10 protein-coding genes and 1 CRISPR repeat array (1 of these 11 running past the window's edge) are annotated in these 15,903 nt (G+C 56.5%); of the genes, 5 read left to right on the top strand and 5 right to left on the bottom strand.

Features of this window, described 5'->3' with window-relative positions; genetic code table 11:
- Window positions 1-2,049: a CRISPR direct-repeat array (repeat unit 37 nt; unit sequence GTCGAAGCAGGGAGAAAACCCAAGACGGGATTGAAAC); it reaches 1,934 nt to the left of the window's first position.
- Between the two features lie 584 nt (window positions 2,050-2,633).
- The gene (locus tag ACFR9U_RS14555; RefSeq protein WP_247381636.1) at window positions 2,634-2,819 is read right to left on the bottom strand and encodes a hypothetical protein; all 186 of its coding nucleotides are present in this window, start codon (window positions 2,817-2,819) and stop codon (window positions 2,634-2,636) included.
- Window positions 2,812-3,162, bottom strand: a complete 351-nt coding sequence (locus ACFR9U_RS14550; RefSeq protein WP_247381638.1) for a hypothetical protein — start codon at window positions 3,160-3,162, stop codon at window positions 2,812-2,814. Before ACFR9U_RS14550 ends, ACFR9U_RS14555 begins: the two co-directional genes overlap by 8 nt.
- Window positions 3,163-4,614: 1,452 nt before the next feature.
- Here ACFR9U_RS14550 and ACFR9U_RS14545 point away from each other — a divergent pair.
- Together ACFR9U_RS14545 and ACFR9U_RS14540 are read left to right on the top strand one after the other, a co-directional pair.
- Entirely contained in the window at window positions 4,615-5,199 is a 585-nt protein-coding gene (locus ACFR9U_RS14545; protein WP_247381641.1) for a hypothetical protein, read from the top strand.
- Window positions 5,200-5,405: 206 nt separating this feature from the next.
- Window positions 5,406-6,053 (top strand): hypothetical protein, encoded by a 648-nt coding sequence (locus ACFR9U_RS14540; protein ID WP_247381643.1) that lies wholly within the window; start codon window positions 5,406-5,408, stop codon window positions 6,051-6,053.
- Window positions 6,054-6,078: 25 nt separating this feature from the next.
- On the opposite strand, the gene ACFR9U_RS14535 is transcribed toward ACFR9U_RS14540, so the two are convergent.
- Window positions 6,079-7,035, bottom strand: a complete 957-nt coding sequence (locus ACFR9U_RS14535) for a hypothetical protein (protein ID WP_247381645.1) — start codon at window positions 7,033-7,035, stop codon at window positions 6,079-6,081.
- 1,144 nt (window positions 7,036-8,179) lie between these two features.
- On the opposite strand from ACFR9U_RS14535, the gene ACFR9U_RS14530 reads away from it, so the two are divergent.
- Together ACFR9U_RS14530 and ACFR9U_RS14525 are read left to right on the top strand one after the other, a co-directional pair.
- Window positions 8,180-8,944 carry a histidine kinase gene (locus ACFR9U_RS14530; RefSeq protein WP_247381646.1) on the top strand — a complete coding sequence of 255 codons (765 nt, stop codon included), beginning with the start codon at window positions 8,180-8,182 and terminating at the stop codon, window positions 8,942-8,944.
- A 268-nt stretch (window positions 8,945-9,212) separates the two neighbouring features.
- Window positions 9,213-10,784, top strand: coding sequence for an ATP-binding protein (locus ACFR9U_RS14525; protein WP_247381647.1), 1,572 nt, complete (start codon window positions 9,213-9,215; stop codon window positions 10,782-10,784).
- A gap of 399 nt (window positions 10,785-11,183) precedes the next feature.
- On the opposite strand, the gene ACFR9U_RS14520 is transcribed toward ACFR9U_RS14525, so the two are convergent.
- Window positions 11,184-12,224 carry an ATP-binding protein gene (locus tag ACFR9U_RS14520; protein ID WP_247381648.1) on the bottom strand — a complete coding sequence of 347 codons (1,041 nt, stop codon included), beginning with the start codon at window positions 12,222-12,224 and terminating at the stop codon, window positions 11,184-11,186.
- Between the two features lie 656 nt (window positions 12,225-12,880).
- On the opposite strand from ACFR9U_RS14520, the gene lrp reads away from it, so the two are divergent.
- Window positions 12,881-13,336: an HTH-type transcriptional regulator Lrp gene (gene lrp, locus ACFR9U_RS14515; protein WP_247381649.1), complete on the top strand. Its 456-nt coding sequence runs from the start codon at window positions 12,881-12,883 to the stop codon at window positions 13,334-13,336.
- 193 nt (window positions 13,337-13,529) lie between these two features.
- Here lrp and ACFR9U_RS14510 read toward each other — a convergent pair whose 3' ends face one another.
- Entirely contained in the window at window positions 13,530-14,879 is a 1,350-nt protein-coding gene (locus ACFR9U_RS14510) for a hypothetical protein (protein WP_247381650.1), read from the bottom strand.
- Between the last annotated feature and the right edge of the window lie 1,024 nt (window positions 14,880-15,903).

Genomic DNA, 15,903 nt, shown 5'->3' with positions numbered 1-15,903 from the left:
ATTGAAACAGTTCGACGCGCCAGTGAACCGTCTCGGCCAAGTCGAAGCAGGGAGAAAACCCAAGACGGGATTGAAACTCGACCTTCCGGGCCGTGACTGGAACGGGGCTGTCGTCGAAGCAGGGAGAAAACCCAAGACGGGATTGAAACCGATCGAGCAGCTCGTCGAGGTCAGCTCCGCAGGCGGGTCGAAGCAGGGAGAAAACCCAAGACGGGATTGAAACAGTACGTCGAAGCCGGCGACGGCCCCGCGTTCCAGCCGTCGAAGCAGGGAGAAAACCCAAGACGGGATTGAAACAGATTCCCGAGGACGGCGTCTCAGCGTTTGCGGTCGTCGAAGCAGGGAGAAAACCCAAGACGGGATTGAAACAACGTGGCTTACAGCAGAACCCACCGTCACTGTATCGTCGAAGCAGGGAGAAAACCCAAGACGGGATTGAAACGGCTGTTGAGACGTGAGCGCACCTCGTCGCCGAAGTCGTCGAAGCAGGGAGAAAACCCAAGACGGGATTGAAACCCGATCTCGTCGAGAAAGAAGCGTGTGCTCCGAGATTGTCGAAGCAGGGAGAAAACCCAAGACGGGATTGAAACTGTGACCAGCCTGCCGTGAATGTCTGTCAGGTCGAAGTCGAAGCAGGGAGAAAAACCAAGACGGGATTGAAACTGTGCTACTCGCGCCCGCGCTCGTCGGCCTGCTCGGTCGAAGCAGGGAGAAAACCCAAGACGGGATTGAAACAACGCTAATGCAGTTCCCGATTCTCATGTGTGCCGAGGTCGAAGCAGGGAGAAAACCCAAGACGGGATTGAAACCTGTCCCCGCATTCGCGTCTCGTTGACCCAGAGATGTCGAAGCAGGGAGAAAACCCAAGACGGGATTGAAACACGTCGAGGACGGTGTCCAGCCCCTTCGCTCGGGTCGAAGCAGGGAGAAAACCCAAGACGGGATTGAAACTCCATCGTCGCCGACGTCAGGCGCAGTCCCGTCAGGGTCGAAGCAGGGAGAAAACCCAAGACGGGATTGAAACTTTGATCTTTTGCTCATACCGGCCAGTGATCGACGAGGTCGAAGCAGGGAGAAAACCCAAGACGGGATTGAAACTCTTTCAGGTCGTCGACGGAGCCGGGCAGTTGTTTGGTCGAAGCAGGGAGAAAACCCAAGACGGGATTGAAACAGCAACACTGGCTGCCCGTGGACGTCCAGGACGGTGATGTCGAAGCAGGGAGAAAACCCAAGACGGGATTGAAACAGACCGAGGTCACGTTCCAGTGCGCTATCGCTGCGTCGAAGCAGGGAGAAAACCCAAGACGGGATTGAAACTACCCGGCGATGACACCCTGATCGTCGATCAGGTCCGTCGAAGCAGGGAGAAAACCCAAGACGGGATTGAAACCTCCAGTTCGTCTTCGAGGATCATGCGGTACTCGACGGTCGAAGCAGGGAGAAAACCCAAGACGGGATTGAAACTGCAAAGCGTGTGGTTCGGAGGAAAATGTTGAGGTCCAGTCGAAGCAGGGAGAAAACCCAAGACGGGATTGAAACTTCAACTCGCCGGTCCCGGACGTGCCGTACGTCGTCGAAGCAGGGAGAAAACCCACGACGGGATTGAAACGTCCAGCGCGAAGCGCGCTTCGGATGCGAGCACTCGTCGAAGCAGGGAGAAAACCCACGACGGGATTGAAACATCGTCGAGGCTGGACCGCAACCACACACGCAAGAAAGTCGAAGCAGGGAGAAAACCCAAGACGGGATTGAAACTCGCATTAAGACGAATTTCCAGAAGAATTTGCAAATGTCGAAGCAGGGAGAAAACCCAAGACGGGATTGAAACAGCATTACTCGATCCCTTCCTCGGCGTCACGAAACTGTCGAAGCAGGGAGAAAACCCAAGACGGGATTGAAACGTATCGGCGACGGACACGTGTTACTGTGGCGTTATCTCCTGTCGAAGCAGGGAGAAAACCCAAGACGGGATTGAAACGGGATGCAGCCCAGACAGGTCAAGGCGCAACTCGGTCGAAGCAGGGAGAAAACCCACGACGGGATTGAAACAACACGGCATGTCGGGAAATTTTTGGGGGAGGGTGGATCGAGACTCCACAACTCGGACACCGACCCCCTGATCGTCGGCAAATTACTCTTAGAGGTCATCACACACTCCCGCTGACCCCAATTCGAGCCGCCACCAGCAAGCGACGGCTCCCCAGACCAGACGAGCCCGGCACTACCGATCTTACCAAACACGACAGGGGACTCCCCACGGCTTGTTTGGTAAGACCACACCGGGCTGACCCAACGGGGACGTCCCGATGCACTGCTCGCGCCGGACCCGCCAGGCACACACCACCCCCCACATTTCACGAGAGTCAGTGGTCCCGAAACACACCGACCAGAACACCCCCCGTACCGAGTGAAACTCCGAGGCCGGCTCACACACGGATGCCAGCGACGGCACTCACGGACGGCCGTCACACCAACAGCACCCAGCCAACGGGCCAGCGCCGTGCCCGCAGCCACGGACAGCGATCACATGCAGCCCTGCCACAGCCGGCGGGACGCACGGTATCGAGCACGCTGGTGCCCACCCACCCGTCGAGTGAGCGCGGAATGCAGACGCCGGTGGTCACTGCGTGTGCTTACTCTTCAGACGTGACGAACAAGACGATGAGTGCAAGTCCAATAGATATCGCGGACAGCGGTTCCCAGTTCCCAGTCTTTCCCACGTAGTAGGTGGCTGCACAGACCGCTAGAATTCCCATCAAGGACACAGCTATCTCGACTTTCTCGTCGACAACTAGCTTCGGCACTGAGCCCTCACTCATGGTCTGAATAAGTGACGAATTTGGTTGTAATCGTTATGATTTCTCGGTCACGGGCACTGAATTCCTCTTCTGTACTGACCGGCCTCGCCCATGAACCGGATGTGATCTGGAACATGCTCACTGCGCCAGCGAACTGAACGTCTTTCTCACCTAATCCCTCTCCCGCAAGGAAACCCGAGGCAAGTTCGATGATGATCCACAGCGGGAGGAGAAGGATCAGTGATACTGCGAAGATTCCGATAGCTTCTCGGATCTGATTGTCTGGGGCCCCAGATCCTGTCTGAATGAAAATCAACACCACAAACCAGAGGGTAAGGACTTGGACCAATTCGTTTCTTTCCATCGTCATACGGAGGAGGAATTGTTGCACAAGTGTACTTTGTGATTGGTCGACAGTCTGCACTGACCGACTCCGATACGACTGACGGTCCCGGCGGAGCTGTACGCTGCCAGTCGCACCTGCCCCACCCGACCACGCCAGCATCGGGGGCACACCACAGCGCGGCCCTCAGAAGTGACACCCCATACCGATGCCCACTGCTCAGCCACTGGGAGGGAGCGCGATCTCGATTTGCGCGAGGGCCGCCGGACCGGGCCGAGCGCAGCGCGACCGTCAGAGGGACGACCGCCCGGGAGGACCGCCCCTCCTGCTGCGGGGCGGCAGGGCGGTCGGTTGTCATTGACGTGGTGCAGGGGAATCGAACCGTCGCTGCTCACTGTGCATGCTTACTTAGCGAAACTCATTTTTGACAGAGATCTATCTACTATTGTATGCGGAATGTCTTGGTTGGAAAACTACTCGGTTCCAAGACGTGGAACAATAGGTGGTACGTCTATGTAGGGTCTCCAGTTTTTGCGTTCCTCGGTGCCCTTTTTTACTGGCTTTTTGGCGTTCACCTAATTTCAGAACCATTGGCAGAAACCGTATTAATGGTCCTATTTCCAGGGGTGACAGTCATAATTGGCTGCGCGATACTCGCTGTAATTGACGAGATGTGATTCAAACGCGAGATATTCTGATGTGTATCTCACCTGTACTGACCGACTCCGATACGACTGACGGTCCCGGCGGAGCTGTGCGCTTCCAGTCGCACCTGCCCCGTCCGACCTCGCCAGCATCGGGGCCCACCACAGCGCGAACCTCCGAAGCGACACCCCACACTACTCCCCACCGCCCAACCGCCGACAGAGTGCGGGCTCGACGCCCGCGAGGGCCGTGAGACCGACCCAAGGGATCGACCTCCTGCTGCGGGCGGTGGGGACGGGTTGCCGGCAGCTGTCACCCACATGGCGCAGGACGTGCAGACCAGCGCTGCTCACTGTGCCTGCGGATTGACCACCGAGAAATGCACTGTGCCGACGGTTAGAAAAACATCACATAGCAGGTGTTTTTGCGCGTATTTGGTTAGAGCAATACATGGAGAGAGATACGAGCATGGTCCGAGCATTTGGTAAGAACATACTGTCTCTCCTCATTTCGCTCATTGTCGCCACTATCGCGATCGTGCCCTTCGAAGAGAGTCCTGAACCAGGGAGCCTACCGAGGCTAATTCAGGTTATTGTATTCTTTTCTGTATATACTCTTCTCTACTTGTGGGATTCCGGGCACCTGTAATCATAAATCAAAATCGTCTACTGATACGAACTCACCTGTCTGCTGGATTGATGGCCTGTACTGACCGGTCGGGCAGCATACTCGGTGCTCACTGTGCATGCGTAGTTACCATCAGTTGCCACAGAGGTAGACCAAAAGCGCCCAAGTCCATTTTTACAGGAAGACCTGTTTGGTGTCTCTATGAAACGACGGACGTACCTCGCGTCAATATGCAGTGCTGGAATTATGGCAACATCAGGCTGTAATACGATAGCAGGAAACCAAACCCTCTCGGACCCGACTGTGCATACTGAGTCACCTGGAAAGAAGGGTCTCATTTTTACGTCGAATGATGAAGAGGTAGGCGATTTCGGTGTCGATGGAAGCGTAGTATCCAATCGAATCGACCTCTCAACAGAAATTCCACACCGAGACGGAACAAATATAAAATCCATCAAGCTGAGAATATGGATGCCAGAAATAGCAACGGAATCTCCCGCAAAGGTCGCTGTCATTTCGCCAGTTGAAGGAGATAGCTCTCCACCACCATCGCTCTCACTCTATACGCCTGACCAAGCTCTCGGAACGGTGATTGAGATCACCGATTTGGACGACCTGGCCGATGAAACGATTAGCACACTCGATCTTATTGTCATACCAGAATCAGAAACGGCTACACAGCTCAATATCCACGTGACAATTGACCTCGCAGGCAGTGAATTTCTCAGCAGTGACTACACGCTCGATGGTGAGCTCCAGTTAGAGTATCCGGAACTCGCCAACTAATAGTCGACCTCATTTTACTGAGCTATATGTCTATCTCCTGTACTGATCAACGGAGAGCGGAACATCGGGTACTCAATCCGGCCATCCCGCATTCTACCAGATTAAGCCGATTCACGGCATCAGTGATGAGGCGAACAGGGAACTGGGCCGCATCTTCCCACCCCCCACGACCGCAGATTTATCCGAGAACGTGTTGAAGTGCAGGCATGTCCCTCGCTAGATACCGATCGGACGAGATCGAGATCTGGACCGGCCGGCTCCTGGCAATTGCAGGTGCCGTCCTCATCGTCGAGGCCGTGAGCGGGCTCTACGGGGCGAGTCTGGGCGGCGTGCCGCTTTCCTGGCTGGTCACGTCGATCCCGTTCGGAATCGGGTTCGCCCTGGTCCCGCTGGTGGTGCTCGGATCGTATCGCTACCTCGTTGCCCGCACCCCGACGTCGGCGCTCGTCGGCATTACGTTCGTGGCGGCGCTCCCGGTCGGGACCGTCGTCCTGGTCGCGTGGGGTGGCCTGGCGCTCGCTGGGGCGCCGATCCCCCAGGTGACCGTCCTCCCAGTCAGTGTCGACGTCGTCTTCTTCACGCTACTGGCTGCCTTCGCGGTAGGCGTCGCGACGTTCGGTGCCGCATTCCTCCAGTCTGCTCGAACGCGGCTGCTCGGTGGGTCGCTGTTGGCCTTTGCGATGAGCTGGGTCGTCCCGCTGAGCGCCGTGAAACTGACAGGCGTGTATCCGGGGTGGCTCGCGGATCTCCTCGTCGTCTCGGTGGCGACGACCATGATCGCAATCGGCTACTACTACCCGCCGGTCGCATCCGAAGGAGGCAGTGACTCAGCCATCGGTTCCCAACGTGATTAGAGAGCGTTGCCCTTTATCGAGCGAATCACACGACGGCCAATCCAAGTGTGGCTTCCACCAAGACGATCGCGTGGACTGCGACTTGATAGGCCACGAGTGAGAGGACGGCCACCCACACCGACCGCGTCCGAGCGTAGCCGAGAACAGCAAGGCCGAGGACTGGAATCCAGAGGAGATGGTGAACGTTGTGCGGGAACGTGGTCAGACGAGACGTGACACTAAGGATGCTGACGAAGGCAACCCCGAAAACGGGGATGTGACGGCGAGACAGTGTGTTCGTTTGGTGGGTGTCAGCCAGTGTCTGATACAGGACGCCCACGGCCACCCCGAACGCAACGGTGAGCAGGACTGTCATCGCGAAGACGATGCTGTCGGTGAGACTCGGTGGGATGGTGTCGATCGGTGCCCAGGGCATGAGCCAATAGTAGCCGATACACAAGGCTGCTAAGCCGGTCGCGTCGTCGTCTCCAACCAAACTGCGAACAGACTCGTAGATGACCCCACAGATCAGGAGGCCTTCCCCGATCCCGCGGAAGACGTCCGGTTGGACGAGGTGCAGCAGCACGAACTCTGCGGAGACCTGCGGGCTAACCCATTGTTGTGTGATCGCACTCAGCGACACGCCGAACATGGCGTTCCCCACGGCAGAGACGGCAGCAGCGAGTAGCGCCGGCGCGAAGATCACCGCCAGGGCAATCGGCCACGTCCCGTTCCGAGGCCTCGACGTTCCGAGGTCGAGCTTTCGATACCGAACGTACACGAGTGCCCCTAGTCCAGGTCCGACGAGCGATACCAGCGCCGACGTGGTGCCCATCGGGACTGAACCCAAGCCAAAGCCATCTACAATGACCTGTACAGTCTCCATGACCAGCAGCTTCCAGAGTTGAATACCCACGAGCGCCACGAACAGCACCCCAAAGCCGAGCGTGGTCGCCTCCCACCTGTGGTGGAGATCAGTCCGCAGTTCACGGAGGACAGTCATGGTCCTGATACGCTAATTACACGCATGTGACAAAAGTATTCACCACAACACCGAGGGACAGGCCTGAACGGTCTTTGCCACCACCCAGCCGCCGACAGAGTGCGGTCTCGACTTGCGCGAGGCCCGTTGGACCTGGCCGAGCGCCGCGCGACCGTCAGAGGGACGACCGCCCGGGAGGACCGCCCCTCTTGCTGCGGGGCGGGTGCGTCGGGAATTCCGGTCGCACGCGTCGGGTCTCACGATCCACGTATCGGCGTCGACCCGGGGACACTCACACGACGCGTCGGTCGACGGGGATCGCCCGCCACACAGCACTGGCGGCCCGACAACCCGCTCTCGCGACCCGAACTGCGACACAGTCATACTCGGTTTTCATACCCGATTTCGCCAGTACTGGCGGACCCAAAACCGAATATGAAATCCGACGACAGGGCCAGAGCCGCTCGAAACCACCGAAATCGGGGGTGAACCACAGCGAGGAAGACGACCACGAGACTGGACGCTCTTACACACCGATCAGCCGTCGGAAGAGAGAAGTCGGCGTCCACGACGGACCGCTGGTCCAGCAGCTCTCGAAACACGAGGGAGACGTCACAGTCGAGTCGGTTGGGGTGGCAACCGACCCCATGACCTGGCAACGAACAGCAGTCGAACCCAGTCAGGGAACGTGTATTATGATTGGTTCGATTCCCAGAGAGCGAGAACACACCGCATGCTTTCATCATCCCTTCCCCTAGCGGGTCGTGTCACGGGACGACATCGCCAACCATCACAGCACCTGTATCTATCCACCAACACCGGTCTTCCGTGGGTGCTCCCGTGACCAAGGCTCCTTTCCCCACCCGTCTGCGATCCGTGCTGTCTCCGCCCACACAGTCGACGGCAATGTGGGCGGCCGACTAAGTGGTCTGTCACCCGTCTGGATGGGGCCTGCTGACGCGGCCGCAGTCAGTCACCTCTCTGTGCGAGATCGCCGTGCCTGCCCAACGAGGACGCCGGTCACTCCGATTCACGGCCTACGTGACAGCGAGGGAGACTACACTACGTACAAGCAACCGATGACACGCTGTGAGATCGAACCGTGGCCCAGCCGCTAGCACTATATGGTCAGCCAGACTGATCATACATACCTGGACCAGATCGGATGTCGCTGGAACGATTTCTCACAGAGCTCGATGCGCCGTCACGCACACTCCTCGTCGCCAACCGCGACGCGCCACGACAGTTACAGACGATACTCGAAGAGACGTTCCAGGACCAGCGCGTTGACGTCACCGACGCGACGCTCCCGGACACTGACGCCGATACCGTCGTGTTGGTCGACGACGACAGCGGCAAGATTCTGGCGTCGTCACCGCTCTCGCAACTCGAACGGACGATTCTCCTGGTCAACTCCGACCTGTACAAAACCGGGACGAAGACGCTCGACACGTTCGAACTGCCCGACGTCCTCGCCGGCCTCGATGAGATTCCGTTTCGACTGCAGGGCTATCCTGAATCCAACAACGAGAAGCTCCTCCTGATCGTCATCTCCAGATATATCGAACGCCTGGCCTGGCAGACTAACGCTGGGCGACACCGGGCCTCGTTCCAGCACCTCTCACGGATCAACGACGAGAGCGGCACTCACTCCGTCTATCAGACGCTGGGGGCATCGGGTGTGCAGACCCACGTCTACGGCGTCCCGGATTGGATACCGTCGGAAGACCTGGGCCTCATCACACATGGCGGCTATACGGACGAGTTCACAGACGCGTGGTTTGTGGTCCACGCACCACCAGAAGCACACGCAGAGCAGGCAGCCGCGCTGGTCGCGCTTGAAATCGAACCCAGACTCTGGGATGGCTTCTGGACGTTCGATCCAGACCGGGTCGACGAGATCAACCGCTACATCGCACACAATCTGTGACAGCCGCTCACCGCTGAATGTCACACCTAACCACTAGGCTGTTTGTGCAGGCGATTAGGTGTTCAACCGGAAGATCATCCCAGAGTGATGGACAGCAACTCGCCTATCCTGTTCGGTAGTACCCTCAACGTAGTTCGCCCCATTTGTCCCTAGATCACCGTGAGAGCTGCCGTGATTAAAACTAATCAGCCAGATTATCCTTACTAAATTTTAATCAATTCTTTTATACTTGTGTCGGTGCTAGCAGACTGTAATAAGGACAGCACGGATGAACGATCGTTTCCCCCGAATCCTCGGATCTGCGATCATTCTTTGCGTTGGCCTCGCTTCGATTGCGTCTGCAGCGGCACACATCCCGAACGAACCGGCCCGGGGTGTCCTGTTTGGTGTTGTTCCACCGCTCATCCTCTCCCTGGGAATCGTTAGTGTGGGTGGCATGCTTGGTTCCGGCAACCTGCCAGTCGATTCTGTCTGGCGGCTCGTCGGATGGATGGTGTTAGGAATGCTCAGCGCAGCAGGGATGGCAGTCCTCGTCATTGAATATGAAGCGGCGCACGGCGTGACTATTATCCACTCATTCAATGTGATCGTGAATTCACTGGCAGGTGGAGCGACTGGTGGACTCGTTGTTGGGTATTATGACGACCGCCGACGCCGGTGGCTTGAAAAACACGAGACCACGAAACGGATTCTCGAAACTGTCCGACAGATCAACGAACACGTCGTCAAAGCCCCGGACCGGGAGGCACTTTTCGATGCTATTTGTGCCGAGTTTGCAGCGTCTGAGATCTACACGTTTGCGTGGGTCGGTGTGTTGGACCCTGACACCGAGACGGTGATCCCAGTGACGTCCGCTGGCGTCGCTAACTCGTATCTAGATGCGATCGAGATCTCGATGGATGATGAGACGCTATCCAAGGGACCAACGGCACAGGCGATTCAGTCAGGAGAGATCCAAACCATTCAACAGATTCGGACAGATCCCCAGTATGATCCATGGCGATCAACAGCATTGGAGTACGGGTTTCGCTCGAGTGCTGCGATCCCGATCCAACTTGTCGAGGAACGATATGGGGTGTTAAATATCTACTCGGACCGCCCGGCCGCATTTCAAGCGCGCGAACAGGCAGTGCTTAGTGAACTCGGCGACACGATTGCCCATGCGATTTACGGACTCAACGTTGAGCAGCAACAGCAGGAACAGTATCAGAAACTCGAACGTGAAAACGAGCGCTTAGACCGCTTTACGAGCATTGTGTCCCACGACCTGCGTAATCCGCTCAACGTCGCTCAGATGTACACCGAGACAGTCTCCGAGACTGAGGATCTCTCATATACTGATAAAATTGCAGATGCGCACGAGCGGATGGAGACGATGATCGATGATACATTGACGCTGGCCCGCGATGGTCGGGTCGTCACCGACCTCCAACGCGTGGATCTGCCGTCTCTCGTCGATCAATGTTGGGACGTGGTAGACACAGGAGAGGCGACGTTCGAGAATCTGCTTGAAACAGCGATTCAAGCGGATAACAGACGAACACGACATCTCTTTGAGAACTTGATCCGGAATGCCGTCGAACATACTGGGGAGGCGGTCACGATTCGTGTTGGGCCGCTCGATGATGGGTTCTACGTCGAAGATACGGGGCCCGGCATTCCCGAAGCCAAACGCGATGACGTGTTTGCACCTGGCCACACGACTGCCGACGATGGGACTGGGTTCGGACTGAGTATTGTCAAGGAGATCGTTGAGGCCCACGGCTGGGATATCCGGATCACAGACGGCGAAAACGGGGGAGCACGGTTCGAGATTACGAACGTCGAAACCGTCGAGTGACAACCACAACCTCTAGATACTGCTGCCACAGCCCAGTGCAAATCGGGACACTGTCCCACAAACCGTCAGACGCGCATCTGACGTGGTATTAAGTCTACTAGCCGCCCGCTTCGAGATGGAGTGCCAGTGATCTGCTGTGAAGGCTCCACCCCAAGTTCTATCCTGTGGCACTCCCCTCCCACTATAGTGTTGGAGGCACCCACTCACATCGATATCGTACCTGCAGTCACACGTGCGGGTACCGGGTAGTCTCCACGCGAGTCACGCGTAGGAGGCGACACGCCCGACGACGTTGGCAAAGACGACGGTCTCCCGAACATCCGTGATTGAATTAGCCCGAATGTGCATATCTGCCGCTATTTTTCGATCCGGTACCCCCGATGGGCGACGCCAGGGCCGTCACGTCGGTGGCTCGGTTGTTGGCAGATGAAACGAGATGACATTTCCTCGCGGCTCGTTCGCTTCAAACGAAAGCTCTCCACCGAGCGATTCCATCGCCCACTCCATCACCCAGAGGCCGATCCCACTCCCGTGGTAGGTGCTCGTCGTGTCGAGGGTCGGATCGAGTGCGTCAATTTCCATTTGCGGGATTGGTGGCCCATTATCCGCTACTTGGACGGCTACGCCTGCAGTATCCGGCTGAGCAGACACAGAGACAGTCACTGTCGGGCTGTCGGCGTCATTATGTTCGATTGCGTTTTCGATGGCGTGTTCCAGCGCGTACTGAACCTCCATATCAGTGGTGACCCACACCTCGCAGTCGCAGTCAGCGGAGAGTTCAACAGTCGGATATCGGTCGCAAAACTCCGACACCACTGAATCAACGAGGACACAGAGACCCTTGGGTTCTCGATCGAGGGAATCACCATCGACGACCGTTTCGATCTGCTGAATCGTCTCGTTGAGTGAGCCGACATCGTCCGCGACGTCGACGATCAACGCTGCCTTTCGTTCGAGAGTTTCTGCTTCGAGAGCGGCACTGAGATGTTCGGCGTGTCCCATCACGACGTTCATCTGGTTGCGAAGGTTATGCCGGATGACGCGGTTGACTAGCCGGAGCTGTCGTTCTCGCGTTTTGTATCTCGTGATATCACGCAATTCAGCGAACACGTGGTCGGAGTCGGTAAGAACACCTTGCGTCAGTCGTACCTGGACCCATCGTATTTCTCCGTTTGCTCGTTGAATTTGCCATTCAAACCGCTGGGGAGCATCCGCAGCAGCTCTGATGCGTTGGAGCGCTTCGTCCTGAGAATAGTGAGCTGCGTCAGCACTGAAATCGTCCACCGTCATCTGCCGAAATTCATCGCGCGTGTAGCCGATGAGTTCCACTGCTCGGTCATTTACATCTAGAATCCGGCCTGATTGTAGATGATGCATCAGCAACCCAGCATCGATATTGTCAAGAAGTGTGGGTATCTGGGCCCCACTAAAAGAGTCCATGCCTCACATTGCCACATGTGATATTTAAATAATTTGTGTGTGATTTAGCAGTAAAACCGTTTCTGATGGGGGTAAAGCAGACCATGTCACTGCTTAGGCAGGGGTAGAATGTGGCATCAAACCTACAGGGGTTCCGTTGGACCCAGTCAGAGGCGATGCGGGAAGTGTAGTGACTGAGCATCCCAGTTGATTTTGATTGCATGTCCCAAAACCCCATTCAGGCGTAATTTTCATACAAGTATCGTCTGGAGCCCTGAGTGCGCCGCGATGGCGCGTTCCCACTAGCGGAAGTCGGTTCATCACTTGGCACTGCCCGACTGCTGCCACCGCTTCCACCCCCCAGCCGAGACGTCCACACGCCGAGTTTCGAGTGAAAACACCGGTCTCAGTTCGTCTATGAGCAGGTCGCACCACTTCGGACCAGACATACCCCAAAGAGCCGCATAGATCAGCGGGAGATCGCGCGTCACGTTCTATGAACCGTACGCGCAGCCCTGCCGCGTTCTGATTTATTCTCTTACTCGAGATACGCTTCACGGAGGATGTCACTTCAGACCGGTAACAGCAACAGGTGATCGGAAGGCAGGCGGATGCCCCACTACCATAGTAAGCCCCTTTCACAAGCTTATAATATTGATGTTAGTTATAGGAGACTTATGACGTATGAAAACCTAGATCGGAAGTTGGTGAATGCGCTCCTCGGCGACGGGCGGGCAAGTCTCCGCAGCCTTGCTGCTGATCTTGACGTGTCTGTGACTACCATCTCGAATCACCTCACTGAACTCGAAGACACTGGCGTTATTCAGGGCTATTCGCCACAGGTCGACTACGAACAGCTTGGGTATGATGTGACGGCAATCTTGCAATTGAAAGTGGAGGGCTCAGCACTCGTGGACGTCACCCAGACGCTTTGCAACCACCAGCAGATGACGAGCGTCTATGAGGTGACTGGCGACCATGATATCATTGCTATCGGGAAGTTCACAGATACAGATGACATGAACGCGACGATTAAAGACCTGCTCAGTGACCCCGAGATCAACGAATCAAACACGAGTGTCGTTCTTGACGCCCCAAACGAACATGATCAGTTCCCGCTTGATATCGAATGAAACCAGCGGACAAGGGGGCAACGCCATTTGCAATTTCCCCTGTGAACGTCGATTCGACGTCCAGGAGAATCCATTCCGACAGTGACGATATCACTGTACCTCTGCCGTCGGCTGATCAGACCGATGAGGTCCACCGCTAGTAGTCTCCTCCGTGACCATTTTTCCCGGAAACCGGCGCGGGCATGTGTCTTTGCTAATGAGACGAAGGGAATACTTTTCGGGCGACTTCGAATGTCTCTCCATCCACAGTGACAGTCACGACGACTTCGTCACCGTCAGGTGCGAGATAGACGTTGAGATAGGAGACTGGGTCCGGCGTCGTAGTCGAGGCTTCACTGTCAGATTCGACGGCTTTGACCGTCACCTTGTCCGCATCGAATTTCTTAGCGAAAGTAACGCGAACTGTCCCTTTGTCCTCGTCGTGGGAAAACTCGAATGCGTTATCTGGTATCGCGTCGGCCGCAGCTTCAGACGGGCTTTTCTGGGGAGTCTCTGTGGTCTCCGGAGTGGGTTCCGTGCGTTCGAAATACTCGATGTCGAGATCATCGTCCGTGTATGAGGTCGTTGCAGACAACCGCGTTCCGTCGATTGCCATCTCGGTTTCGGTACCTGAGATGCCGAGTTTCGTCTGCAGTTGACGTTCTGTCAGACTGGCTATGCCATCATCTTGGAGCGCCAGTTCTGCAGTTATCCTGCGACCTTCGGGGGAAAAAGTTACAGATGAAAGGACATCGTCCTTTTGTGAGACGATCTCGGTCGCCGGCTCCGCGTCCATACGTTCCCAGTAGAAATCTTGGAGGTGGACCGGCCCCAGCCAGCCGACGACCATGTCTCCAGATCTGATCGTATCGAACAACCACTTCACCGTGTCGTTCTCCTCAACAGCACGATCGTGGGTACCTTGCCACGTCTCGATGACAGTCTGAACCTTTCGTTGAGAATCAGACACCAGGACAGCTGACTCGCTCACTGCAACGGCCCCGGTGACATCTAGTGTTGGTTGGTAAATTGTATAGTTGCCACCCTCGCTCACGACATCGTATTTCATTTCACCGAGGAAATCCTCGCGGCCAGCACGGAGGGACTCGTCGGCTTTGGAAACGTCGATAGTTCCCGTTCCAACGACGGTGTCATTCACTCGGAACAGTTCCGTGACTCCCTCTGTTGGCTGCGTCGGATCGACTAGATAGCTGAGGCCGGACGCAGTCAGTGAGAGACCTGACACCCCAATGAGCTGTCCACCCGTTTGGAGCGGTAACCTGAGCAATGGCTCGTCGATCTGATTGAGTGCAGAGAAGTCCGGAGCAACTCCAGTGGCGCTTGAGCTGTCCTTCGATGGGAGAAATAAGGGCAGTAGTGGATCAATCTGTGATGATTTCTGGGAAATCGTAAGATCGAGATATGCGGTCAGTATGCTACCATCCGTTGCCGGAATCCAGTCAGCATAGGTCAAGCTGTCTGTTGTACCCCAGCAGCCTGCAAGGGCTGTGGCCACTGTTGTGGTGCCGAGCGTGAGGAATCGACGACGGTTGCATGGAGGCATGGTGGAGGGAGTCGGGTGGGCTTACCCGTGAACTGCAATGCTCAGTAAGTATATTATATTGGTATATTCTTAAAAAGCATCGTCCTGGGTTGCAAAACCCCACGAAACCCCGTTCACAGGTGGTACGGGGTGGACGCCACGGGGCTTGACCCCGTGGAGGAAGCGGACACTCGGAAAACCAAACTACACATACAGCCAAAGTGAACTCCCCTGCCTACTCTCCGCCATCGGCAATTCCTTGAGGGAAAGGCTGAGCACCTGAATTGACATCCTCCTCCGCGTAAACGCGGAGGAATCCCGAGCGGTGGGAGTTTCAGGTGTGCAGTCCAGTCACCGGACTACCACATCTTTCGGGCACGGGTAGTCCCACAACGTCGATGTGGTGGACTGCTGGCAGTGCCAAGCCGCCGGTACCCCTATCCTCGGCCGTCTACGGCGTCCCAGTGTTGTTTGTGCCACGGGGGCGCCAGCAGGCGTCAGCAGAGTCGGGGGTATCGTCGTTCGTGTGTTGAGCAGTTGGCACAGACACACTCTTCTGGAATGTGCGTTCACTGACTGCCATTTCGGATATTGTCTCATTACGCGGGTGGACAGGCCACCTCCGAAGGACGGGACGGAATCCGATCCGTGCCACCCGATTCCTACGCTCTAATACGGCGGCCTGTCACTTAAACGGCACCATGGGAAACTCGGGGTGGGCATTTGAGCGGTGGTCTCTTCCACGGAGTGACGGCGCGTATCCACGCCGTGAACGGCGTGGTATTGCACCTGTTCCGCACATAAGCTAACCCAGGATCCAGCGTGGGACTCCTAACTGGAACTACACGGAGTCAAACAAGTCAGAGGCGTAGGAGAACTACCACTACTCGCTTCCCATGGGACAGGGGGTACTCAAGACGGGAAGATGTCAAAAGGTACCACGGAAGCGAGCGTTGACAGCGTCGGAAAGGTCAAAGATCTGGACGTCGCCAAGCGAACGCACCAACGCTGCCCTACCGGGTCTGGCTCGGAGCAGCGATGCCCC

This window comes from Halorientalis brevis (genome assembly GCF_042678165.1).
GTDB lineage: Archaea > Halobacteriota > Halobacteria > Halobacteriales > Haloarculaceae > Halorientalis > Halorientalis brevis.
The sequence above is the reverse complement of the archived record's forward strand: the minus strand, read 5'-3'. Positions and strand labels throughout refer to the sequence as shown.

What these genes read in the sequence shown, in the direction of transcription:
- ACFR9U_RS14540 (WP_247381643.1), top strand. Translation starts at nt 5,406, where the DNA reads ATGTCCCTCGCTAGATACCGATCGGACGAGATCGAGATCTGGACCGGC.
- ACFR9U_RS14545 (WP_247381641.1), top strand. Translation starts at nt 4,615, where the DNA reads ATGAAACGACGGACGTACCTCGCGTCAATATGCAGTGCTGGAATTATG.
- ACFR9U_RS14525 (WP_247381647.1), top strand. Translation starts at nt 9,213, where the DNA reads ATGAACGATCGTTTCCCCCGAATCCTCGGATCTGCGATCATTCTTTGC.
- ACFR9U_RS14550 (WP_247381638.1), bottom strand. Translation starts at nt 3,162, where the DNA reads ATGGAAAGAAACGAATTGGTCCAAGTCCTTACCCTCTGGTTTGTGGTG.
- ACFR9U_RS14530 (WP_247381646.1), top strand. Translation starts at nt 8,180, where the DNA reads ATGTCGCTGGAACGATTTCTCACAGAGCTCGATGCGCCGTCACGCACA.
- ACFR9U_RS14555 (WP_247381636.1), bottom strand. Translation starts at nt 2,819, where the DNA reads ATGAGTGAGGGCTCAGTGCCGAAGCTAGTTGTCGACGAGAAAGTCGAG.
- ACFR9U_RS14535 (WP_247381645.1), bottom strand. Translation starts at nt 7,035, where the DNA reads ATGACTGTCCTCCGTGAACTGCGGACTGATCTCCACCACAGGTGGGAG.
- ACFR9U_RS14510 (WP_247381650.1), bottom strand. Translation starts at nt 14,879, where the DNA reads ATGCCTCCATGCAACCGTCGTCGATTCCTCACGCTCGGCACCACAACA.
- lrp (WP_247381649.1), top strand. Translation starts at nt 12,881, where the DNA reads ATGACGTATGAAAACCTAGATCGGAAGTTGGTGAATGCGCTCCTCGGC.
- ACFR9U_RS14520 (WP_247381648.1), bottom strand. Translation starts at nt 12,224, where the DNA reads ATGGACTCTTTTAGTGGGGCCCAGATACCCACACTTCTTGACAATATC.